This window comes from Rheinheimera sp. KL1 (genome assembly GCF_001275035.1).
Classification (GTDB): domain Bacteria; phylum Pseudomonadota; class Gammaproteobacteria; order Enterobacterales; family Alteromonadaceae; genus Pararheinheimera; species Pararheinheimera tangshanensis.
In genome coordinates, this window is record NZ_LAMX01000030.1 from 35563 (window position 1) to 59395 (window position 23833).

Sequence of the window (23833 nt, forward strand, 5' to 3'; positions counted from 1 at the left end):
TTGGCATTGAAGCCTTATGTCCTATGCGCAGGTTACTTACGATAGCGCCTATAATGCTAATTCAAATGCTCTTGAGGCTTTTTATGCCGCTCAAAATGCTGAGCAGGCAGCTTATGATACCTATGGATTACTATCTGATACCCGAGAAGATATTATAGAATCCCGCAACACTATTCGGAAAAACACCACCACCCTTTCCTCTATAGATTCAGCAACATCTCAGCTTTGGGGTATGTCTGACACGATAAATTCTGAAACTCGCGGAGCTGTTCAAAATGCCGCATCGTCTACCCAAGACACTATTTGGTCCTCTAACAGTCAGATTATGGATTACATGGGCTCTTTGAATTCAGCTCAGTCTGATGAACTTTCTGAAATTAAATCGTCTATTGAAGCCCTCGCCAACTCTGGTGGCTCAGGTTCTGATATGACCGCCACCAATGAAAAGTTAGACAAGATTAACAACACGCTAGAGTCAAACAACACAAATCTATCCTCTCAATTAGGTCAGCAATTGGATGAAATAGAGTCAGCCATAAAAAATAATTCTGGTGGCGGTTCTGGTCAGGGCGATGCTGTTGCTCATGAGAAGTTAGACGGCTTAGGTGATAAGCTTGACGGTATTAAAGGTTCCTTGGATAGTCTTTCCGATACCTCCGGCTTTTCTGATGATTTAGCACAGGGCACAGCGCAGGGTAAGTCAGATTTAAACCAGCTTTTAGACGGTTATGACTCAGATAAAATGCTTTCAGACCGTTTTAAAGCAATCACAGATGAAGCTGAAAAAACCATGAAGGATTCAGGTTTATCTAAGTTTTCCGACCCGTCTAAATTCATTGATGATTCTGGCTTTGTAAAGCCACAAGATTTTGACGATTTAGTCTCTTTTGCACAGCGTCAAGGTTGCTCACCTTACCGTATCACTATTCATGGTGACGACTATCAGGTCGATTTATGTCGTTACGCCAATCAATCCTCATCTTTTTTGAATTACGTGTTTGCTGTTCTTACCGCTATTTTCTGCTTTGTCATGATTTCACAGACCCTAATCAATGAGAGGTTGTCATAATGCCGTGGGGTGCTATTTTTTCGGGTAGTTTTTGGGCGTCTATCATTGCCTTTTTGGGCCCTGTCATTAATAAATTTTTGCAGTGGTACCTGACAGGTGCTTTAAAATCGTTTGTTATTCAGGCCCTGCTGTTTGCAGGAATTCTTGCTTCAATTAACTGGTTAATCACCACCATCAATTCGTTTGTTAAGACCGCCATTGGTCAGGCTCTTAATTTTTCACCCGATGCTATACCAGCCATTTTTGCTTTTTTACCGTCTAACCTCGTCACCTGTTGGAATGTTGTCGCAACCGTCTACTTGTCCTGTGTTGCGTATAACATTGCCAAAGAGCTGATTAAGCTTAAAGCCAGAGCCGCAGAACGTGCCGCTGGTTTCATGAAAGCCTAAACAATGCCCGTTTACGTTATCACCGGAAAATTGGGAGCTGGTAAGTCTCTTGGCGCTGTGGCCAGAATTCAGCACTACCTCTGGCAAGGCCGCAAAGTAGCCACCAATCTGAACCTCAACCCTGAGCACTTGCTCGACTACTGGAAGCGAAACACTGAGATTTACCGCATCCCGAACAAACCCACTGTGGTTGATTTAGAAGCCTTACCGATGGGTCATGATGAAGATGGCCCCAATGACTCCAGAAACGGCGCTTTAGTGCTCGATGAATGCGGTACATGGTTTAACAGCCGAAGCTGGAACGACAAAGACAGGGGCGCCTTAATCGAATGGTGCCGCAATGCCCGAAAAAAACGGTGGGATATATTTTTTATTATTCAAGACGTGTCGGTGATGGATAGCCAGGCGCGTGAATCGTTCGCTGAGCATGTGGTGTATTGTCGCCGGATGGACAGATTTAATATTCCGTTTTTAAAGCTGCCGCTTCCGAAAGCACACCTTGGAGTCGTTAAATACGGTGACGGCGCGTATGCGCCGACCGTAGACCGCTGGTGGTACTTTGGCACACACCTTTACAACGCCTATGACACTGAGCAGGTGTTTAGTGCGAATAACGAAATTCAGGCAATTAGCCGGATGCTGCCACCTTATTTTACACATGGCCGCTATGTGAGCAGATGGGAGAAATTTAAAAATGACCTTAAACAGCAAAACTTTGGTAAACACTGGCCTTTTTTGATTGGGGCAGCACTGTCCGCCTTTGCAGTGAATGCCCTAGTGGTTTTTCAGCCCGAGGAACCACGAAAAGGACTCTTTACCTGTAACCAGACCTATAAGACGCTCTATGGCTCTTGCTCTGCTGAGCCAGTGGCTCCGTATGAGTATTACTATCCGAAGCCAGCAGAGGGCGAATCAGGCGCTTTAAATTCGAATCCAGAGCCTAACTCTGAAGGTGAAACTAAGCCTACTGAGAAAAAATCTACTAAATTCTATTTTTCTGCGGTGATGATTGCTGGCCGTGAAGTTCAATACTACTGGGTCGATGAAGATAACAACCCTGTTGATATTGGTCAGTTTAAGGTGCTCAGCCACCCTCGCGAATGTGTGCTGAAAGTTCAGACTGCTGACCATGTTCAGCATGATGTCACCTGCTTACCACTGGAAAAGCGTTATGAGAATTCAGAGGCCATAGCCTCACTTACTAAAAAGTAACCGGCTTTTAAAAAATCCAGCGACAGAAACGCATTAGGCCCGAACGGGCCTTTTGTGTTTTGGCGCAACTTAGCTGATCTGATTCTGTGCTCCGTTCGCACCTTGCTAAGATAGATATTCTGGTTTTAAATTGATTTCCGTATCTATGAAAGGGACTCACTTTGAAGCCTATAGCTATTTTTTTACTTATTTTTGCATGTATGGTTGCTGGTTTCTCCGGTGCAATTTTATACAACTATTTCAGCTTAAATACCGCACAGGCTCAGCTTGTGCAATTGCATGCAAATGCCGCACTCCATGACAAGCTTATCAACGAACCATATCAGCAAGAACGAGCCGAAGTTGAACGCAGACAGGTAAGTCCTTTCAAGATGATTTCTCTGGATTCCCCTGACTTAACTGAGAGACAAAAATATCTGATGCTAATAATGTCTAAAATCCGCGACAATTGGATTGTCGATGACTCTATGCGAGGCAAAGAATGCCGTGTGAATATTCAGTTTCAATCTGATGGTGCCTTGGCATCAGTTTCTGTATTAGACGGTGATTACAATCTCTGCGTTTCAGGATTGTCAGCCATACAAAAAGGATCTCCCTACCCCATGTCAACTGATCCGCATGTATATGACTCACTGAAAAACATTACAACCACTCTTAGTCCTCAAATAAGATGAAAATGAGTCTGGTAGTTTCACTATCTGAAATCTAAAAATTTACAGTTCATCCCGAATGACTAATCTAACCACTCTTTTCTTACAATTTCCTACCCAATGGATCAGTGCTGTGGTAAATCTGTCTCGCAGCCGCAGGTCGGGCTACAGTAATAGCCCGACCTTGTTCCATTTTGGACACTTTTGGCTGTTTTTCGCACCCAAAAACACAGGTGATTGAAACTGCTAGATTTTTGCAAAATCAGGATTTTTAAGTAATTGATTTATAAAGATTTAATCAGGTTAAGATTTTATTTTGCTGTTTACTGCACGCCCTTTCTGAATTTTAGGGAGTATCAGTAATGGAACTTAGGAAATTTGAGCCACTAACGGCCTTTCAAGAACTCTATCACCAAGCCTTCGGCTACAACTATGACAAACATGAACGGGCATCAAAATTCTTTGGTGTCTGTGAAAGAACCTGCCGCCGCTGGTATGACGGTGAACCTCATGCAACAGCACACCGTTATCTACAGGTTCACTGTAAAGGTTATCTGCCCTATCACCCTGCTTGGCGTGATATGTATATCGACTCTGAAGGCTGGCTAAATACACCTCATGGCCGTTGTACCTCTGGTGATGTTGCTTTGCTGTGGCGTTTCAAGTGGTCTGCTGCGCAGTCTCAACGCCAAATATCAGACCTTAAGAAAAAGGTTGCTGCTATGCAATCTGAGTCTAAAATGAAGATGCTTTTACATACAGCCGACTATTTAAATCGTCTGGTTAATGAAATTACAGGACACTAATTTTTGGAGCGTTTATGGATGAATTCGAGATAATAGGATGGATACTGGTTGCTATAGTAACTATTGTTGGAACCGTAATTTACTGTTCCAGTCCTTCACTTCACAATTGTGGCTCGTGTGGCAACTTTATGACCATGAAACAGAATAGGTATTGGTATAAAGTTGATGGTGAAGACGTTCCTTTTTGTACTAAATGTCATAATAAGCGTGTAAATCCGCCCAAGCCTCGTGCACCTCGGATTTCAGGTGCGCCTCGTAAACCTCGTATGCCTCGTTTTTGATATTTAAAAGGGCCATTATGGCCCTGTTTTGTTTCCATTATGTTAAATTACTTATAGATGTCTATAAGGTTGAGTTAAACAACTTCACCTATCCCGTAATCCAGAGCTTCTAACAGTAACAGATAAGCCTGATGCTTGATTCAAGTCATTCATCAGGTATCAGGCTTATCTTTATTGATTAAGCCGACTTAATACCCACCTGCAGTATTTGGTCGTGGTCGTCTATTTGACGTACTGTCAGTACTAACTGATCCAGCTGCACCTGGTCGCCAACCACCACACGTCTGTGGAACTTTTCAGTGATGTATTCGGACAGGCTTTGGCTTGGGTCCTGATCTGCAGCGAATTGAATACTGTAGAAGCCATCCAGCTCGTTTAAGGTGATTTCGCCGTTTAATACGAAGTCACCGAAGAAATCCAGTTTATCCAACGAGGTTTGCTCTGCGCTGGTGGACACTTTGTCACTGACTGCTTTTACATCTTTGGCTTTGCTTAATACCAGCAGCATATCGTTCAGTTGAAAGCTTGGGCTTTGCTCGGCTTTGATCCATTCACCTTTACGCAGCACACCTAAGTAGCTGACATCCGGCGACATATTCAGTTGCTGCCAGTCGCTGTCAACAATAGGTGAACCTTTGCCGACTTTGAAGGACAACACTTGCAGCAAATCATTACTGGCAACACTATCCAGTGTCATGGAATGATCCGGGCCTGGCTCTGGTGGTACTTCAAGCTTTAGCCAGCGCGCGACTGGTGCTATAGACCAGCCCTGAATAAGCAAGGATACAATCACCACGAAAAATGCGACGTTAAAGTATAAGTCTTTATTAGGTACACCAGCTAACCATGGGAATAAAGCCAGAATAATAGGTACTGCGCCTCTTAGCCCTACCCAACTGATAAATACCTGATCTTTCTTTGGAAAATGAAATGGCACCAGACTTAAAAACACAGCTATAGGCCGGGCTATAAAAATCATCACCAAGGCCAAAATTAAAGCCGGAACTGCGTATTCCATCAGTTTGCTTGGCGTCACCAATAAACCCAGCATCAAAAACATAATGATTTGACTGAGCCAGGCTAAACCGTCGTGCATACGTAAAATCTGCTGAATTTGTGGTAAACGGGCATTGCCTATTAAAAAGCCCATTAAATACACCGCCAGAAAGCCGCTGCCACCAAATTGGTTGGTTAAGCCATAGATCAGAAGCGCATAAGAGACGGCCAGTAAAGGGAAAAAGGCGGCGCTTAAAGGCAGTTTGCGACACAATAAAACAAAGAGGCGCCCTGCTCCATAGCCTACCGCAGCGCCAACGACGGCTTGTTGAAAGAATACAGTCGATAAGGACCAGTTTAATTCACTTTGGCCAGCCAAGACGCCAACCAGAGTGAAGGTCAGCATCACCGCCATAGGGTCGTTACTACCCGACTCTATTTCCAATGTGGATGCCACCCGCTCTTTGATATTTAAGCCGGCAGACTGGAAGATAGAAAATACAGCTGCGGCATCAGTTGAGCTCAAGATAGCGCCTAACAACAAGCCTTCGAGCAAGGTCAAATTAAACAGATAAGAAGCTGCCACACCTAAAATACCGCAGGTCAGTACAACGCCCAATGTAGCCAATACCGCAGCAGGCGCCAATACGACTCTCACTCTATCCGGATGAGTGCGCATACCACCATCAAACAGGATAATCACCAGAGCTATAGAGCCAATCAGCAACGCTACATCAGGATTGCCAAACTTGATGCCCAGTAAACCGTCTTCACCGGCCAGCATGCCAATAACGAGGAAAATTAATAATAAAGGCGCACCTAAGCGCGCCGAGATCAGAGTAGCAACGATACTGGAGAAAAACAGAGCCCCTGCAACCAGGATTGTTAAATTCACTGCATCCAAATAAAAGCTCCTTTTTTCTTAATGCGCGGGGTAAATCTCCCGGTAGATTTGTTGTAAAGCGGATAACGGATCGGCAGCTTTGGTAATTGGGCGCCCTATCACCATATAGTCTACACCAGCCTTTAACGCATCAGCTGGAGTCATCACCCTTTTTTGATCATCAGCAGTGGCAAAAGATGGACGAATACCAGGTGTCACTAAGCAGAATTCTTTACCAAATTGCTGTTTTAATTCAACAGCTTCTTGTGCAGAACAAACCACGCCATCCAAACCTGACTTATCCACCAGCCCAGCCAGTCTTAGTACCTGCTGCTGTGGCGTTAAATTAATACCCAGCTCCACTAAATCACTTTGCTCCATACTGGTCAATACGGTCACAGCAATCAACAGAGGTTTATCTTTACCAAAGCTTTCTAAGGCTTCACGGGCAGCTATCATCATACGGCTGCCGCCAGAGGCATGTACGTTTACCATCCACACGCCTAAATCTGCAGAGGCTTTCACTGCTTTGGCCACTGTATTTGGAATATCGTGAAATTTCAGGTCTAAAAACACATCAAACTTGCGCTGCTGCAGCTCTTTGACAAAGTCCGGCCCAAAGTGAGTAAACATCTCTTTGCCGACTTTTAAACGACATAAAGCCGGATCAAGTTGGCTGACTAAATTCAAAGCTGCGTATTTTTGTTCAAAGTCTAAGGCGACCACTATAGGGCTGGTGTTATTCATCAGGTTCTCTTTTTTTCAGATCAGCGACCGTCAATGCCGGTCATTGGCTCTACCGTTTCCCACTGCTGACAAGACGGACAGAGCCAATAAGGTTGCTTGGTTTTAAAACCACAATTGCGGCAATGATACAGCACTTTGGTATCCAGATAAGCCTGTACCATCTGCTCTATTTCAGCCAAATGCGGCTCAGACGGGTTCTGTAACCGTCTGATTTGAATAAACTTTAAAAATAAGCGGATATTCGGCTGCTGCTTTAATTTATCTGTTAGTAAATTTTCAGCTTGTTGCAGATTCTCGCCTTGTGCATAAAATTGTGCCAGCTCTGCGATAGCACTGATGTTTTTATGTTTGCGGCTCAGTTCCGTCAGTAGTGTTTGCCACTCTGCCGGTTCTGGCGTTGTTTGTTGCACTAAAGGCAACAACTCAGCGGCCCATTGTGGCCGTTGCTGCAGTATGGCCAGCAATAGCTCACGAGCTTCGATAAATTCTTCTTCGGCAATCAGCTTTTTTGCCAGCTCGTACTTGGGCCGTAAAGACACTGGATAACGTTGGATTAGCTGCCGGTACGCGTCGCTTGGCACCGGCTCTTTACGCCAGGCTTCACAGCTAAAATTCGCCACACCAATACGCAAGGAACGAGAATCTGTTTGCTCTACTACAGCACGGAAATCCATGGCTTTTTGCCATTCGTGTGTGGCGGTAAATAAGCTAAATAGTTGTTTTAAAACAGCTTCGCGTATGCTTTCAGCCTGCACCAGTGCGCTTAATAAAGGTTCTGCTCTATCGTATAAACCCGCACTAAAGTAATCTTTGGCCAGCTCAAACTGTATTTTTTGTGCCTGCTGTTTTGGCAGCTTTAACTGATGCAATTTTTCATGGATACGAATGGCTTTATCCCAGTCACCACGGCGGCGGAATAGATTGGCTAAGGCCAGGTAGGTATCAATAGTAGCGGCTTCGACATCAAGCAATTGCAGTAATTGCTCAATAGCTTTGTCTTCCTGATCAGTTAACAGGAAATTTAAGCCAGAGGATAAGTTTTTAGTGACAGAAGCCCTGCCCTTAAGCTCTTTTTGTTTTTCGCTGTTGCGTCCCATAAACCAACCGTAAGCGGCGGCGACAGGAAGTAACAGAAATAACAGTTCCAGCATAGGAGTCAGGTTTTATCTGAAGATTTAGCAAACCAACCTTTGGTTTTTGCCTTCAGGATAAAGGCCATAGACACACTCAGGCCAAGCAGAAAACCAGAGACTAAAAACAGAGCGGCGATATCCACCACTCTGAGTTCTGTTTTTGCAATAAGATAATTAAATTCAGCAACTTGCTGATTGAGGGAACCCAGAATAAGCCCGAAAACAATCAGGGCAATAATAAAGACAACATAAAAAAATCTGGTCAAAACTCCGTCAACCCCGTTTTTTTGCTGAAAAGAGATCAGGTGTTCGTTTTCACCCGGTCACGTAATTCTTTACCCGGTTTGAAATGAGGCACGTATTTGCCATCTAATTCCACTTTATCGCCGGTTTTTGGATTGCGACCTACACGAGGTGCGCGGTAATGCAGAGAAAAACTACCAAAACCACGAATTTCGATACGCTCGTTATTCGCCAGTGAGGTGGCCATTTGTTCCAGAATTTCTTTGACTGAAGATTCGATGTCTTTCACCTGGACATGAGAAAAATCAGTAGACAGTTTTTCGATCAATTCAGATTTGGTCATGGACCCTCCGCTGTATCAGTAGAATGAAGGACCGGAGCAAATGCTCCAGCCCTTCTATACAAGCATCAATTAGTCAGCTTTTTGAGCAGCTTTGAATGCTTCGGCCATAGCGTTACCACCAAAATCAGTATCATCCTGCTTTTTGATCGTATCCATAGCTTCTTTTTCTTCAGCTTCGAATTTCGCTTTGATTGACAGGCTGATTACGCGGTTTTTGCGGTCAACACCCATCAGGCGAGCTTCTACTTCTTCACCAACTTTTAATACTGTAGTAGCGTCTTCGATACGCTCACGAGCGATGTCAGATACGCGAACGTAACCTTCAACACCACCTTCCAGCATTACAGTAGCGCCTTTCGCGTCAACTGCAGTTACGTTGCCTTTAACGATAGCACCTTTTTTGTTATCAGCAAGGTAGCCGTTGAACGGGTCTTCGTCTAATTGCTTGATGCCTAAAGAGATACGCTCGCGCTCTGGGTCAACTTGTAACACAACTGCGTGTACTTCGTCGCCTTTCTTGAATTCACGTACAGCGTCTTCGCCAGTTGAATTCCAGCTGATGTCTGACAGGTGTACTAAACCGTCGATGCCACCGTCTAAACCGATGAAGATACCGAAGTCAGTGATTGACTTGATCTTACCAGATACGCGGTCACCCTTGTTGAAGCCCTTAGCGAACTCTTCCCATGGGTTGGCTTTACATTGTTTCAGACCTAAAGAAATACGACGACGTTCTTCATCGATTTCCAGGACCATAACTTCCACTGAATCACCTAAGTTAACAACTTTAGATGGGTGGATGTTTTTGTTAGTCCAGTCCATTTCTGAAACGTGTACTAAACCTTCAACGCCTTCTTCGATTTCTACGAAGCAGCCGTAATCAGTCAGGTTAGTTACGCGACCAGTGATGCGAGCACCTTCTGGGTAACGTGAAGCGATAGCGGCCCATGGATCTTCACCCATTTGCTTCAGACCTAAAGAAACACGTTGTTTCTCACGGTCAAACTTCAGAACCTTAACTGGAATTTCGTCGCCAACATTGACGATTTCGCTTGGGTGTTTAACACGTTTCCAAGCCATGTCAGTGATGTGCAGTAAACCGTCAACGCCACCTAAATCTACGAATGCACCGTAGTCAGTCAGGTTCTTAACGATACCTTTAACTTCCATGCCTTCTTCTAAGTTTTGTAACAGTGTATCGCGCTCAGCACTGCTTTCAGATTCGATCACCGCACGACGTGATACAACCACGTTGTTGCGCTTCTGATCCAATTTGATTACTTTGAACTCAAGTTCTTTGTGTTCTAAGTGTAATGTGTCACGTACCGGACGCACGTCAACTAATGAACCAGGCAGGAATGCACGGATACCATCAACTTCGACAGTGAAACCGCCTTTAACTTTGCCAGTGATGATACCGATAACAGTAACTTTATCTTCACAAGCTTTTTCCAGGCGAACCCAGGATTCATGGCGTTTAGCTTTTTCACGAGATAATAAGGTTTCACCGAAACCGTCTTCTACCGCGTCCAGAGCTACGTCGATGATATCACCAACGCTCACTTCAATCTCGCCAGCCAGGTTTTTGAATTGTTCAACCGGGATTGCTGCTTCAGATTTCAGACCGGCATCAACCAGTACTACATCTTTATGAATAGCAACGATGGTTCCTTTAACGATAGAACCAGGGCGAGTTTCGATAGTCTTGAGGCTTTCCTCAAACAGTAGTGCAAAATTTTCAGTCATATTCACTTTTTCAGTTTAAGTGCTCCACGCACAGTCCTGTGTCATGGGGTTGCTAAGTTAACTTGTCATCTTCCTTGCGACAAGCTGTCCAACGTGAAGGTCTAGGCCTGGTTCAACTTTTTACAGACGTTGAGAACCTCGTCCAACACTTGTTCAATGGATTTATTCGTCGAATCCAGCATGTATGCATCGTCTGCAGGCTTTAAAGGCGCTACGGCGCGATTCATATCCCGTTCGTCACGGGCCTGTATTTCGCTCAAAAGGTCGCCGATGTTAACATCATGGCCCTTTTCTTTCAACTCTAAATAACGCCGTCTGGCGCGCTCTGACGCGTCGGCTGTTAAAAAGATTTTAACTTCTGCCTGTGGAAACACCACAGTGCCCATATCACGGCCATCAGCAACCAACCCCGGAGCTTCTTTAAACGCACGTTGACGGCGTAATAAGGCTTCACGCACCCGTGGTAAAGAAGCAATTTTAGAGGCCACTGACCCCACTTCTTCAGTACGGATGGTATGAGTGACATTTTCGCCTTCCAGCGTAATGCGGGTATTGCCTTGTTCATCACAAGTAAACTGCACATCAAGGTGAGCAGCCAAAGGTTGTAATGCTTCTTCGTCAGAAGGGGCAATCTGGTGATGGATAGCAGCCAAAGCTAAAACACGATAAATCGCTCCGCTATCCAGCAGATGCCAGCCCAGTTTTTGGGAAACTAAACGGCAAATAGTGCCTTTCCCTGAGCCACCTGGTCCATCAATGGTAATTACCGGCGCTTGTTGCATTCTGCCTCCAAAACAGTCGAACACACAAAAAGATGCGGCATTATACAGAAATAAATGACAAAAAGCGCGGTTAAATCATGGAGTGCGCGTAACCATTTAGGTTACGCGTTATTTTCAAGCTAAAGTACTGAGAGTGCTAAATACTTCAAAGTATTGAGGAAATGTTTTACGGGTGCAATCCGGGTCTTCAATGGTTACAGCCGTATCACTTAATGCAACCAAAGAGAAACACATGGCCATCCGGTGATCGTTGTAGGTGGCTATGCTGGCATGTTTCAGCTCTGTTGGTGGAGTGATGATAATGTAATCTTCACCTTCTTCCACTTCAGCACCTACCTTGCGCAGTTCAGTCGCCATAGCATTCAGACGGTCGGTTTCTTTCACGCGCCAGTTGTAGACATTACGAATGGCGGTTGGGCCTTGTGCGAACAAAGCAGTAGTCGCAATGGTCATAGCTGCATCAGGAATCGCATTGTAATCACGATCTATCCCCTTTAACTGGTTACGAGTAACCGAAATGTAGTCATAACCCCAGTCTACTGTCGCGCCCATCGCCTCTAACGCATCGGCAAAGTGGATATCCCCCTGCACCGCATTTTTGCCAATGCCTGTGACTTTAATGGTGCCGCCTTTAATCGCAGCAGCTGCGAGAAAATAAGAGGCAGAAGATGCATCTCCTTCCACCAGAAAATCACCTGGTGACTGATACTGCTGATTACCTTTAACAACAAAGATCTGATAGTTCTTGTTCTCGACAGTAACGCCAAACCGCGCCATCAAAGCTAAGGTAATATCGATATAAGGTTTAGACACCAGCTCGCCGCTAATGACAATTTCGCTGTCTCCTGACAATAAAGGTGCCGTCATCAGCACTGCAGTCAAAAACTGACTGGAGACTGAGCCATCAATACTTATTTTGCCACCAGCCAGGGCTTTACCGCGAATACGTAGCGGCGGATAGTCTTTGTGCTGCAGGTACTCAATATTGGCATTCCACTGCAACAAGGCATCCACTAAATGGCCAATAGGCCTTTCATACATCCGTGGCTCACCTGTTAAGGTGACATCGACATTGGATACAGCTAAAGCGGCAGTTAAGGGCCGCATTGCTGTGCCAGCATTGCCTAAAAACAGCTCTAACGGCTCTTTGTGCTGAAATACGCCCGCTACACCAGTGATTTCGCAGACTGTTTTATCAGCAGATAACGAAAACTGTACGCCCAGCGCTGTTAAGGCGTTAAGCATATGACTGACATCGTCGCTGTCGAGCAAATTGGTGATACGGGTTTTGCCTTTGGCCATAGCGGCCAGTAATAAAGCGCGATTGGAGATACTTTTTGAACCAGGTAAATGCACCACGCCTTCTACTTTAGCGATAGGCTCTAGAGTTAAGGTTTTCATTAGCCGTGCACCCGCTCAAATTCTTTCATAAAGGTCACTAAAGTTTGTACACCTTCTAGTGGCATCGCATTATAGATACTGGCGCGCATACCACCGACCATACGATGGCCTTTTAGCGCCAACAAACCATTGGCTTCAGCTTCGTTGACAAACAGGTCATTCAGGCTTTCGTCACCTAATAAAAACGGCACGTTCATTGATGAGCGGAATTGCGGCGCTACGTCATTACGATAAAAATCGCTTTGGTCGATATAGCCATACAAAGTTTGTGCTTTGAGTGTATTACGTAGCTGCATCGCTTCTACACCACCCTGACGCTTCAGCCACTGGAAGACTAAACCTGCCAGATACCAGGCATAAGTAGGCGGTGTATTAAACATACTATCGTTGTCAGCAGCCAAACGATAATCCAAAACGCTAGGAATACTGCTACCTTTGGCTGGTAACAAATCTTCGCGCACTATCGCAAGGGTTAAACCTGAAGGCCCGATATTTTTCTGAGCACCTGCGTAAATCACACCATAGCGGCTGACATCAATAGAACGCGACAAGATAGTGGATGACAGATCGGCCACTAAAGGCGCTTTAGTGCTGGGTAAATCGATAAACTCCATGCCATCTACGGTTTCGTTTGGACAAAAATGCACGAAGCTGGCGTTGTCATTCAGTTGCCACTCAGAGGTTGGTACTAAAGTGCGAAGACCATCTTGCTTAAACTGAATAGCCTGAGCTTTTAATGCCGTGAATTTTTCTGCTTCTTCAACAGCAGCCTTAGACCAAGCGCCTGAGACAATATAATCTGCAGTTACACCGGTTTTGGCTAAATTCAGTGGCACAGCTGAAAACTGACCACGGCCGCCACCATGCATAAACAGCACTTTGTAGTTGGCGGGTATGCTCAGTAAATCACGCAGGTCCTGCTCGGCTTGGGCCGCAACCTGCATAAAATCTTTGCCTCTGTGACTCATCTCCATAATGGAGCAGCCGCGACCGTGCCAGTTGATCAACTCTTCCTGTGCCTGTTGCATCACTTCCACCGGCAACATAGCCGGGCCAGCACAAAAGTTATAGGTGGTCATCTCTTGCTCCTGTTACAACGCTTTATCGAATGAAAAACAAATTAGAAAACGGCTTTGGGTCATCTTGGGATGATCTTTATTTAGTGGCCTTGGTGTTACATCTGACATTGCTTGACGTCTGGACGGCTCTTTATCGGACGCTACTTTAACCCACTTTTACAAGCGAGCAAATAATAAAAAATCGTATGGAACGATTTTTAACAACGCGTAGCGTTGGCCCACAGGTAAGCGCCATGGATGGCAGCAAATAAAAAATTGTCAGGATCAATTTTTAACAATGCGAAGCATTGGCCTGAAGGGTGAGCGCCAGGGATGGCTGCGAATAAAAAGGACGCCGCAGCGTCCTTCTTTATCACAATTATTCTTCTTCGCCGTCCGCTACAGTATCCTCTGTCGGATTTTGTGCGGCTAAGGCTGCAGCTTCCGCTTCTGCGGCTGCTACTTCGTCCTGGTCCTGAATTTCGTCGATGCGTTGTACACCTACTACTTTTTCACCTTCGATGGTGCGGATCAGGATAACACCAGCGGTGTTACGGCCTACTTGTGATACTTCGCTGACGCGGGTCCGTACCAGTGTGCCTTTGTCAGAAATCAGCATGATTTCATCCAGCGCATTCACTTGCACTGCACCTACCACCAGACCATTACGTTCGGACACTTTAATAGAGACCACACCTTGAGTCGCACGGCTCTTCTCTGGGTATTCCTGCAATGCGGTACGTTTACCGTAGCCGTTTTCAGTCACAGTCAGAATAGCGCCTTCACTCTTCGGAACAATCAAGGACACCACAGAGCCGTTTTCGCGTAAGCGAATACCACGAACACCTGTAGCGCCACGGCCCATTGGACGGACCTGATCTTCTTTAAAGCGTACGACTTTACCGTCGTCCGAGAACAACATGATCTGGCTGTTGCCGTCTGTGATATCAACACCAATCAGCTGATCGCCTTCGTTCAGGTTCACGGCAATAATACCGTTACTACGTGGACGAGAGTATTCAGTCAGTGAGGTTTTCTTCACGGTACCGTTGGCTGTCGCCATAAACACATACTTGCCTTCTTCGTATTCACGAACCGGCAGAATAGCGGTGATACGTTCGTTTTCTTCCAATGGCAGTAAGTTCACTATCGGCTTACCACGCGCCTGACGGGAGGCCAGCGGTAATTGATACACCTTCATCCAGTACAGACGACCCCGGTTAGAGAAACACAGAATCGTATCGTGGGTGCTGGCGATCAGCAGCTGGTCAACAAAGTCTTCATCTTTGACTGTAGTTGCCGCTTTACCACGACCACCACGACGCTGAGCTTCATAGTCAGACAGAGCCTGGTACTTGGCGTAACCTAAATGCGATAAAGTCACGACCACGTCTTCTTCGGTGATCAAGTCTTCCATGTTGATATCCATCGCGTTGTCCTGAATTTCAGTACGACGGGCATCACCATATTGGGCTTTGGCAGCTTCTAACTCTTCACAGATCACTTCCATTAAACGCTCCGGGCTCCCCAGAATGTGTAACAGTTCAGCAATCAGCACTAATAACTCTTTGTACTCGTCCAGAATCTTTTCATGTTCCAGACCCGTCAGTTTGTGTAAACGTAGATCAAGGATGGCCTGAGCTTGTTGTTCAGTCAGGAAATACTCGCCATTACGGATACCAAAATGTTCTTCCAGCCACTCAGGACGGGCGGCGTTTTCACCGGCACGCTCTAACATGGCGCTGACATCACCTAACTGCCAGCCACGGGCGACTAAACCTTGTTTTGCATCGGCCGGGTTGATGAGTTTTTGATTAAATCAATAATTTCATCAATATTGGCAAGAGCGATAGCCAAACCTTCTAAGATATGAGCGCGGTCACGGGCTTTACGTAAGTCATAGACTGTTCTGCGTGTCACCACTTCACGGCGGTGCAACACAAAACATTGCAGCATATGTTTTAAGCCCATCAACTTCGGCTGGCCCTGATCCAGAGCTACCATGTTGATACCAAACACAGTTTGCATCTGAGTTTGGGTATACAAGTGGTTGATTAAAACGTCTGACGATTCGCCACGTTTGACTTCAATGACAATACGCATACCGTCTTTATCAGACTCGTCGCGTAATGCTGAAATACCTTCGATGCGTTTTTCTTTGACCAGCTCGGCGATTTTTTCAATCAAACGGGCTTTGTTGACCTGATAAGGAATTTCATCGACAACAATAGTCTCACGACCGGTTTTTTCGTCGGTTTCGATATGAGTTCTGGCGCGGATATACACCTTGCCCCGACCAGTACGGTAAGCTTCTTCAATGCCACGACGGCCATTGATAATAGCTGCAGTCGGGAAATCTGGTCCTGGCATCAGTTCCATTAATTCAGGAATGCTGATATCCGGATTAGCAATCAAGGCCAGACAGGCATCAATCACTTCATTTAAATTGTGTGGCGGAATATTGGTCGCCATACCTACTGCAATACCAGAAGAGCCGTTGACCAGCAGGTTTGGGATCTTCGTTGGTAATACAGCCGGGATCATCTCGGTGCCGTCGTAGTTAGGCACATAATCGACTGTTTCTTTGTCCAGATCGGCTAACAGCTCACCGGCAATGCGAGACATACGCACTTCGGTATAACGCATTGCTGCTGCAGAGTCGCCGTCGACTGAACCGAAGTTACCCTGACCGTCGACCAGCATGTAGCGTAAGGAGAAAGGCTGGGCCATACGAACTATGGTATCGTACACAGCGCTGTCGCCGTGCGGATGGTATTTACCTATCACGTCACCGACAACACGGGCAGATTTTTTGTAGGCTTTGTTCCAGTCGTTGCCTAACTCTTTCATCGCAAACAAAACGCGACGGTGAACTGGCTTTAAACCGTCCCTTACGTCCGGTAAGGCTCGTCCCACAATAACGCTCATTGCATAATCGAGATAAGAATTCTTTAATTCTTCTTCGATATTAATGGGAACAATTTCTTTGGCCAAATTTGTCATAAAAAGCTTTTTTCCCTTAAATCAACAAGATACCCGCGTTTTTTACTGTAATGGGTCGCGGGACAAAGGCGGATTCTACCACAGAAAAAATACCTTGCCAGTTCTGTTGTGCTTTGTACAGATGTGTCTGGTGATTGCTCAAACAGATCAAGGCTTTATAATAGGCAAAATTTTAAATGGATACGCTTATGAACCCCTCTTCCAATGTTGATCCGGCCGAAATTGCCAAGTTTAATGAAATTGCATCCCGCTGGTGGGATCCAACCGGCGAATTCAAACCATTACACCAATTAAACCCTTGTCGTCTGGCCTTTATCAGCGATCAGGTGCAAGGCTTGTTTGGTAAAAAAGCCGTCGATGTTGGCTGTGGTGGCGGTATTCTGGCTGAGGCGATGGCAAAAGCTGGTGCAGAAGTTACAGGCATTGATATGGCCGATGAAGCTCTAACAGTGGCTAAATTACATGCATTAGAGTCTAAGGTCTCAGTTCAGTATCAACAAAGCACAGCGGAAGATTTTGCTGCAGCCAATCAAGGCAGCTTCGATTTAGTGACCTGTATGGAAATGCTGGAGCATGTGCCAGAGCCAGCTTCTGTAGTGAAGGCTTGTGCTGATTTAGCCAAACCGGGCGCGACACTGGTGTTTTCGACCTTAAATAAACCTGGAAAGCTTATCTGATGGCCATAGTTGGCGCTGAGCAAGTCCTCAAACTAGTGCCTAAAGGTACGCACGAATTTGAGAAATTTATCCGCCCTTCTGATCTGATGCGTTTTATTGATGATGCAGGTTTACAGGTAGTCGATGCCACAGGCCTCCACTACAACCCTATTAATCAGTCTTTTCGCACAGGCCCTGGGCTGGATGTGAATTATTTTGTGGTAGCGAAAAAGTCGGTATGAATAAGATACTAACCAAGCCTGCTGCTGTTTTATTTGATTTAGACGGCACGCTAGTGGATACAGCAGAGGATTTAGGTGCTGCACTGAATTTTGTGCTGCGACAGCATGGTATGGCTGAAAAAAGCTATGAAGAATATCGCCCTATGGCCTCGCATGGTGCTAAAGGTTTGCTCCAACTTGGTTTTGGCGAAGCGCTAAAAGACATTGATTTTGGTAAAGCCCGCCAGAACTTGTTGGATTATTACCATCAGCATAGTGGTGTACATAGCTGCTTGTTTCCGGGGACTGAACAGTTATTCGCTGCACTTGAGGCTCGAAATATCCCCTGGGCTATAGTGACCAATAAACCTTATAAGCTGGCGGCCAAAGTACAACGTCAGTTACCCGCTTTACTTAAAAGCCGTTTGTTAGTAGGCGGCGACAGTCTGGCACAACGTAAACCCGATCCGACTCCTTTATGGATGACTGCTCACTCTATGCAGGTTCCTGCAAACCAGTGTTGGTATATAGGAGATGCTGAACGAGATATAGAAGCAGGACGTCGAGCTGGCATGCAAACCGTGATGTGCGATTTTGGCTATGTTGGGCCAGATGATAAAACTGAACTCTGGGGCGCAGATTTACATATATCCCACTTCACAGACCTGATCCAATACCTCGATTAAGTTCAGTTTTTTCATATTTTGTTCAATTAAAAATCACCTCTTTGCAGGTGATTTTTTTTAGTGACTTAAAATTTAGCCGAACAGACAAAATAGATTTTTTACTGAAAAACTATTGCTTCCCTGCAGAGGTTTTTAAACGCCTATTTCGCACGTTAGCGGGCACTAACATGCTGTTTTTTTCGCCCGCTGGCAGGGGTTGCAATTGCTATTGATCCACTCTATCTTGTGATCCGTTCTTCTTTCACCCCTAGATGTTGTGTCGCTCTGTTGAGTTCGACCTAATGAAGCCAAAGGCGGGTGAATTCGCTGCACAGCAGAAATTCTGTGCACAAAATAATAACAATTGAGATGGAATTTTCGGCGGAAAAATATGACTCAAACATTATACGTAACCAAAAGAGATGGTCAGCGCGAACCATTAGACTTAGACAAAATCCACCGTGTGATAGATTGGGCTGCTGAGGGGTTACAAAACGTATCAGTGTCTCAGGTTGAGTTACGTTCGCACATTCAGTTTTACGACGGCATCAAGACCGCCGACATCCATGAAACCATCATCAAAGCCGCTGCCGATTTAATCTCAAAAGAGACGCCGGATTATCAATATATGGCTGCTCGCTTGGCTGTATTTCATTTACGTAAAAAAGCCTATGGTCAGTTCGAGCCACCAAAGCTGTATGATCATGTGGTCAAAATGGTGGAAGAAAAGCGTTATGACGCTCATATTCTGGCGGACTACAGTAAAGAAGAATTAGAGCAGTTAGATAGTTTCATCGTCCACAGCCGCGATTTAGATTTCAGTTACGCTGCGGTAAAACAGTTAGAAGGTAAATACCTGGTACAAAACCGGGTGACAGGTCAGATTTACGAAAGCGCCCAGTTCCTTTACATATTGGTTGCCGCCTGTTTATTTGCAAATTATCCAAAAGATAGCCGCTTGAGCTACGTGCGTCGTTTTTACGATGCTGTATCTATGTTTAAGATTTCGTTACCTACGCCTATTATGTCTGGCGTACGTACTCCAACCCGTCAGTTCAGCTCTTGTGTGTTGATTGAATGTGGTGACAGCTTAGATTCCATCAACGCAACCAGCAGCGCGATCGTGAAGTACGTCAGTCAGCGTGCCGGTATCGGTATTAATGCAGGCCGTATTCGTGCTTTGGGTAGTCCTATCCGTAACGGTGAAGCTTTCCATACAGGGTGTATTCCTTTTTACAAGCACTTCCAGACCGCAGTGAAAAGCTGTTCTCAGGGTGGTGTTCGTGGTGGCGCAGCAACACTGTTTTATCCGCTGTGGCATTTAGAAGTCGAATCCTTACTGGTGCTGAAAAACAACCGTGGTGTCGAAGAAAACCGTGTACGTCACTTAGATTACGGTGTGCAGTTTAACCGCCTGATGTACACACGCCTGATTAAAGATGAAATGATCACCTTGTTCAGTCCTTCTGACGTACCAGGCTTGTATGACGCATTCTTTGAAGATCAGGAAAAGTTTGAAGCGCTCTATGTTCAATACGAAGCAGATGCTTCTATCCGTAAAAAGCGTATAAAAGCTGTTGAGCTGTTTACCCTCTTTATGCAGGAACGTGCCAGCACAGGTCGTATCTATTTACAGAACGTTGATCATTGCAATACACATAGCCCGTTTAATCCGAAGTTTGCTGCTGTGCGTCAGAGTAACTTGTGTTTAGAAATTGCGCTGCCAACTAAGCCATTGAATGACATCAACGATCCAAACGGTGAAATAGCGCTTTGTACACTGTCGGCCTTTAACTTAGGTGCTATTGAACATTTAGATGAGCTGGAAGAATTAGCTGAGCTGGCAGTACGTGCTTTAGATAGTTTACTGGATTATCAGGACTACCCTATTCTTGCTGCTTACCATGCCAGTATGAACCGCCGTACTTTGGGTATAGGCGTGATTAACTATGCGTATTACCTGGCGAAAAATGGCGTCAAGTACTCCGATGGTTCTGCCAATGGCTTAACGCACCGTACTTTTGAAGCGATTCAGTATTACCTGATGAAAGCCTCGAACAAGCTGGCTCAGGAATTTGGCTCTTGCCCTAAATTTAACGAAACCACCTATTCAGAAGGCATTATGCCTATTGATACCTATAAAAAGGATCTGGATAAAGTTTGTGCTGAACCATTGCATTATGACTGGGACCAGCTGCGTAAAGATGTGGTTGAGCACGGTTTACGTAACTCCACTTTATCTGCCCTGATGCCATCTGAGACCTCTTCGCAAATTTCAAATGCGACTAATGGTATTGAACCACCACGTGGTCACATCAGTATAAAGGCTAGTAAAGACGGCATTTTAAAGCAGGTTGTGCCTGAGTATGAGCGCCTGAAAAACCAGTATGAGTTGTTATGGGATATGCCTAACAACGACGGTTATATCAGCTTAGTGGCTATTATGCAGAAGTTTGTTGATCAGACGATTTCTGCCAATACCAACTACGATCCAGGCAAGTTCGAAGGCGGCAAAGTGCCAATGAAGATCTTGTTAAAAGACTTACTGACGGCTTATAAGCTGGGTGTTAAAACCATGTACTACCACAACACCCGTGATGGCGCTTCTGATATACAAGAAGACATCAAAGCGACGCCGGAAGACGATGGTTGTGCCGGTGGCGCCTGTAAAATTTAAGTCAGGGGCTGCATTGCAGCCCTCTTTTTGTATGCATAACAAACAATAAACTGGATGTTGCTGATGAGTTACACCACCTTTAGCCGTACGAACAATGATCAAATGAAAGAGCCGATGTTTTTCGGCAACCCGGTGAACGTGTCCCGCTATGATCAACAAAAATACGGTATCTTTGAAAAACTGATTGAAAAACAATTGAGCTTTTTCTGGCGCCCTGAAGAAGTAGATGTCAGTAAAGATCGTATCGATTTTCAGCAGCTGCCCGAACATGAAAAGCATATTTTTATCAGTAACTTAAAGTATCAAACTTTACTTGATTCAGTGCAAGGCCGCTCCCCGAACGTAGCTTTGCTACCTATCGTCTCTTTGCCAGAGCTGGAAACCTGGATTGAAACCTGGGCCTTTAGTGAGACCATCCATAGCCGTAGCTACACTCATATTGTGCGTAACATTACCAATGAACCGCACAAAGTATTTGACGATATATTGCTCAATGAACGCATCATTGAGCGCGCTGATGATGTTACGCGTTACTATGACGACTTAATTCATTCAGTGAACCTCTATCACTTATGTGGTGAAGGCACTCATGTGGTCGATGGTCAAACCCACACTATCAGCTTACGCGATCTGAAACGTAAGCTTTATGTCTGTATTTTGTCAGTCAACGTGCTCGAAGCTATTCGTTTCTATGTCAGCTTTGCCTGTAGTTTTGCCTTTGCTGAGCGTGAGCTGATGGAAGGCAATGCAAAAATTATCAAACTGATTGCCCGCGATGAAGCTCTGCATTTAACAGGCACTCAGCATATGTTGAATATTATGGCCGCAGGTGAAGACGACCCGGAAATGGCTGAGATAGCTAAAGAGTGCGAAGACGAAGCCTACGCCATATTCCGCAAAGCAGCTGAGCAAGAAAAAGACTGGGCTGAGTTCTTGTTTAAAGATGGTTCGATGATTGGTTTAAATAAAGATATTTTGTGCCAGTACGTTGAATACATTACCAATAACAGAATGCAGGCTGTGGGCTTAAAACCAATTTTTGGCACAACACAAAATCCTATTCCATGGATCAATGCCTGGTTGGTGTCTGATAATGTGCAGGTAGCTCCGCAGGAATCTGAAATCAGCTCTTATTTAGTCGGTCAAATCGACAACGAAATGGATGGCGCTGACTTCGGCGATTTCGATCTCTAAGCTGCGACAACTGATATGGTAAAAGTAGTGGTGAAGGATGTGCTCAGTCTTGAGTTTGAGCCTGAGCAACGCACCCTGCTTGATGCATTGGAGGCGAAACAACAGCAAGTGAACTATCAATGTCGTGAAGGGTATTGTGGCGCTTGTCGTTGTAAGTTGTTGTCTGGTTCTGTTAGTTATCTGAATGAACCCCTAGCTTTTGTCCGCAAAGGCGAAATTTTACCCTGCTGCAGTATTCCCATCACAGATATAGAAATAGAATTACCCTGAGTATCGCAAGGATACTGCAGGGCAATTTCTTAGAGGCCTGGTGTTACATTAAGACTTCTTGATGCCTTCCACGCTCAGATCCAGATGCACAGTGGCAGATGCTGGGCCAAGAATGTTTTTAATAGCGAAATCTTCTAAGTTAATGCTGGTTGTGCCAGCAAAACCAGCGCGGTAGCCACCCCATGGATCAGCACCTTCACCCAGCTTAGTGGCGTTAATCACGATTTCTTTCGTCACACCGTTTAAGGTGAAGTTACCTACTACATCGAAATCAGCACCTGCTTTTGGTACTATCTTTGTACTAACAAAAGTAGCTTTGCTGTTTTTGTCTACGTTGAGGAAATCCGGGCTGCGTAAGTGCTTGTCGCGCTCAGCATGGTTAGAATCGATACTTTTAGTATCGATCTCCAGCTGGATTTTAGAGTCTGCTAACTTGGCAGCGTCATAGCTGAAGTTACCTTTAAAGGTATTAAAGCGGCCATATAACCAGCTGTAGCCTAAGTGGCTGATCTTAAATTGAACAAAAGCGTGCGCGCCTTGGGTGTCAATCTCATATTCAGCAGCTTGTAACGCCGGCGCTGCCAACATAGATGCCATCAAACTGGCTATTAATAACTTCTTCATTCCAATCTCCTTTTAAATTAAGGTTTAAGCATGCGTTTTAACGTATTGTCTTTATCGAAAAAGTGATGTTTCAATGCAGCCAAGGCATGTAATACCACCAGCGTAATCAGGCCATAAGCCGCAAATTTATGTACCAAACCTGCTTTATCTGCTTGTTCAGCAAACAACTCACCTGCCGAAGGTAAATCAAACAGCCCAAATACCTCTATTGGCCGGCCATCCGCAGTAGAAATCAGGTAACCACTGCAAATAATCAAAAATATAAGTGCGTACAATGTCAGGTGTGTGAAATGACTCGCTCTTTGTACGGCTTTACTGTGACTGGCTAAAGGTGTGGCAGTTCCATTTAACACACGCCACAACACTCTGTAGCCCATCATCAATAGTAATAACACTCCGACACTTTTATGCCAAAAAGGTGCGGTTCTATACCAGCTACTGTAGTAGCTTAAATCCACCATCCAAAAGCCTGATGCAAAAAGTCCGATCACCACCACAGCGACCAGCCAGTGCAGCACTATACTGGTCCAACTGTATCCGCTATTTTCTGTTGCCATAGGTTCTCCTCTTAATAGAAACAGCTTATCTTTCCAGAAGATAGTTTAAAATAACAAAAATAAGCACATTTTGTTCTATTTAATAGAAGATTAGTCCATTTAACTGCGAACTTCAGACATAAAAAAAGAGCCATGAAGGCTAATGCCAGTCAGTTAAGCTGACTGGCATTATTTTTTGTACGCATATTTGCTGGATTTCCTTTTGATTTGCCTTGGATAACTTCGCT

The 23833-nt window shown here is 45.1% G+C and carries 20 protein-coding genes and 2 pseudogenes; 10 read left to right on the forward strand and 12 right to left on the reverse strand.

Translation table 11 applies throughout. The features are described from left to right. The first annotated feature begins 16 nt into the window (after positions 1-16). The 5 genes from WH43_RS17630 to WH43_RS17650 all read left to right on the forward strand — a co-directional run bounded on the left by WH43_RS17630 (position 17) and on the right by WH43_RS17650 (position 4126). A complete protein-coding gene (locus tag WH43_RS17630; protein WP_152342892.1) occupies positions 17-1069 on the forward strand; it encodes a hypothetical protein in 1053 nt (350 codons plus the stop codon). Then, positions 1069-1458, forward strand: coding sequence for a hypothetical protein (locus WH43_RS17635; protein ID WP_053425885.1), 390 nt, complete (start codon positions 1069-1071; stop codon positions 1456-1458). The genes WH43_RS17630 and WH43_RS17635 overlap by 1 nt, the downstream gene beginning before the upstream one ends. Positions 1459-1461: 3 nt before the next feature. After that, positions 1462-2670: a zonular occludens toxin domain-containing protein gene (locus WH43_RS17640; RefSeq protein ID WP_053425886.1), complete on the forward strand. Its 1209-nt coding sequence runs from the start codon at positions 1462-1464 to the stop codon at positions 2668-2670. 161 nt (positions 2671-2831) lie between these two features. Further along, positions 2832-3344 carry a cell envelope integrity protein TolA gene (tolA, locus tag WH43_RS17645; protein ID WP_053425887.1) on the forward strand — a complete coding sequence of 171 codons (513 nt, stop codon included), beginning with the start codon at positions 2832-2834 and terminating at the stop codon, positions 3342-3344. A 338-nt stretch (positions 3345-3682) separates the two neighbouring features. Beyond that, complete coding sequence (locus tag WH43_RS17650) at positions 3683-4126, forward strand: hypothetical protein (RefSeq protein WP_053425888.1); 444 nt, start codon at positions 3683-3685, stop codon at positions 4124-4126. Between the two features lie 459 nt (positions 4127-4585). Here WH43_RS17650 and WH43_RS17655 read toward each other — a convergent pair whose 3' ends face one another. The 10 genes and pseudogenes from WH43_RS17655 to gyrA all read right to left on the reverse strand — a co-directional run bounded on the left by WH43_RS17655 (position 4586) and on the right by gyrA (position 16742). Next, complete coding sequence (locus WH43_RS17655) at positions 4586-6298, reverse strand: potassium/proton antiporter (protein ID WP_286049997.1); 1713 nt, start codon at positions 6296-6298, stop codon at positions 4586-4588. Positions 6299-6325: 27 nt separating this feature from the next. Next, entirely contained in the window at positions 6326-7033 is a 708-nt protein-coding gene (gene pyrF, locus WH43_RS17660) for an orotidine-5'-phosphate decarboxylase (RefSeq protein WP_053425890.1), read from the reverse strand. A 20-nt stretch (positions 7034-7053) separates the two neighbouring features. After that, positions 7054-8184 carry a tetratricopeptide repeat protein gene (locus tag WH43_RS17665; protein WP_053425891.1) on the reverse strand — a complete coding sequence of 377 codons (1131 nt, stop codon included), beginning with the start codon at positions 8182-8184 and terminating at the stop codon, positions 7054-7056. A 5-nt stretch (positions 8185-8189) separates the two neighbouring features. Beyond that, complete coding sequence (locus WH43_RS17670) at positions 8190-8432, reverse strand: LapA family protein (RefSeq protein ID WP_053425892.1); 243 nt, start codon at positions 8430-8432, stop codon at positions 8190-8192. A 35-nt stretch (positions 8433-8467) separates the two neighbouring features. Then, the gene (ihfB, locus tag WH43_RS17675; RefSeq protein WP_008899011.1) at positions 8468-8752 is read right to left on the reverse strand and encodes an integration host factor subunit beta; all 285 of its coding nucleotides are present in this window, start codon (positions 8750-8752) and stop codon (positions 8468-8470) included. 69 nt (positions 8753-8821) lie between these two features. After that, positions 8822-10498 carry a 30S ribosomal protein S1 gene (gene rpsA, locus WH43_RS17680; protein WP_008899010.1) on the reverse strand — a complete coding sequence of 559 codons (1677 nt, stop codon included), beginning with the start codon at positions 10496-10498 and terminating at the stop codon, positions 8822-8824. 101 nt (positions 10499-10599) lie between these two features. Then, complete coding sequence (cmk, locus tag WH43_RS17685) at positions 10600-11280, reverse strand: (d)CMP kinase (protein WP_053425893.1); 681 nt, start codon at positions 11278-11280, stop codon at positions 10600-10602. A gap of 114 nt (positions 11281-11394) precedes the next feature. Continuing rightward, positions 11395-12681, reverse strand: a complete 1287-nt coding sequence (aroA, locus tag WH43_RS17690) for a 3-phosphoshikimate 1-carboxyvinyltransferase (RefSeq protein WP_053425894.1) — start codon at positions 12679-12681, stop codon at positions 11395-11397. Then, the gene (gene serC / locus WH43_RS17695) at positions 12681-13760 is read right to left on the reverse strand and encodes a 3-phosphoserine/phosphohydroxythreonine transaminase (protein ID WP_053425895.1); all 1080 of its coding nucleotides are present in this window, start codon (positions 13758-13760) and stop codon (positions 12681-12683) included. Before serC ends, aroA begins: the two co-directional genes overlap by 1 nt. 358 nt (positions 13761-14118) lie before the next feature. Further along, a pseudogene (gene gyrA / locus WH43_RS17700) lies at positions 14119-16742 on the reverse strand (DNA topoisomerase (ATP-hydrolyzing) subunit A). A 188-nt stretch (positions 16743-16930) separates the two neighbouring features. Between gyrA and ubiG the strand changes: the two are divergent. The 5 genes and pseudogenes from ubiG to yfaE all read left to right on the forward strand — a co-directional run bounded on the left by ubiG (position 16931) and on the right by yfaE (position 22425). Beyond that, a pseudogene (ubiG, locus tag WH43_RS17705) lies at positions 16931-17640 on the forward strand (bifunctional 2-polyprenyl-6-hydroxyphenol methylase/3-demethylubiquinol 3-O-methyltransferase UbiG). Next, complete coding sequence (locus tag WH43_RS17710; RefSeq protein WP_053425896.1) at positions 17637-18305, forward strand: HAD family hydrolase; 669 nt, start codon at positions 17637-17639, stop codon at positions 18303-18305. Before ubiG ends, WH43_RS17710 begins: the two are co-directional and overlap by 4 nt. Before the next feature lie 370 nt (positions 18306-18675). Beyond that, positions 18676-20961 (forward strand): class 1a ribonucleoside-diphosphate reductase subunit alpha, encoded by a 2286-nt coding sequence (gene nrdA, locus WH43_RS17715; protein ID WP_053425897.1) that lies wholly within the window; start codon positions 18676-18678, stop codon positions 20959-20961. Positions 20962-21024: 63 nt separating this feature from the next. Continuing rightward, positions 21025-22155, forward strand: coding sequence for a class Ia ribonucleoside-diphosphate reductase subunit beta (gene nrdB, locus WH43_RS17720; RefSeq protein ID WP_053425905.1), 1131 nt, complete (start codon positions 21025-21027; stop codon positions 22153-22155). A gap of 15 nt (positions 22156-22170) precedes the next feature. Continuing rightward, positions 22171-22425: a class I ribonucleotide reductase maintenance protein YfaE gene (gene yfaE, locus WH43_RS17725; protein WP_053425898.1), complete on the forward strand. Its 255-nt coding sequence runs from the start codon at positions 22171-22173 to the stop codon at positions 22423-22425. 48 nt (positions 22426-22473) lie between these two features. Here the strand turns inward: yfaE and WH43_RS17730 are convergent, their stop codons facing one another. Further along, positions 22474-23049, reverse strand: coding sequence for a YceI family protein (locus tag WH43_RS17730; RefSeq protein ID WP_053425899.1), 576 nt, complete (start codon positions 23047-23049; stop codon positions 22474-22476). A gap of 17 nt (positions 23050-23066) precedes the next feature. Next, complete coding sequence (locus tag WH43_RS17735; protein WP_053425900.1) at positions 23067-23606, reverse strand: cytochrome b; 540 nt, start codon at positions 23604-23606, stop codon at positions 23067-23069. Positions 23607-23833 lie beyond the last annotated feature (227 nt).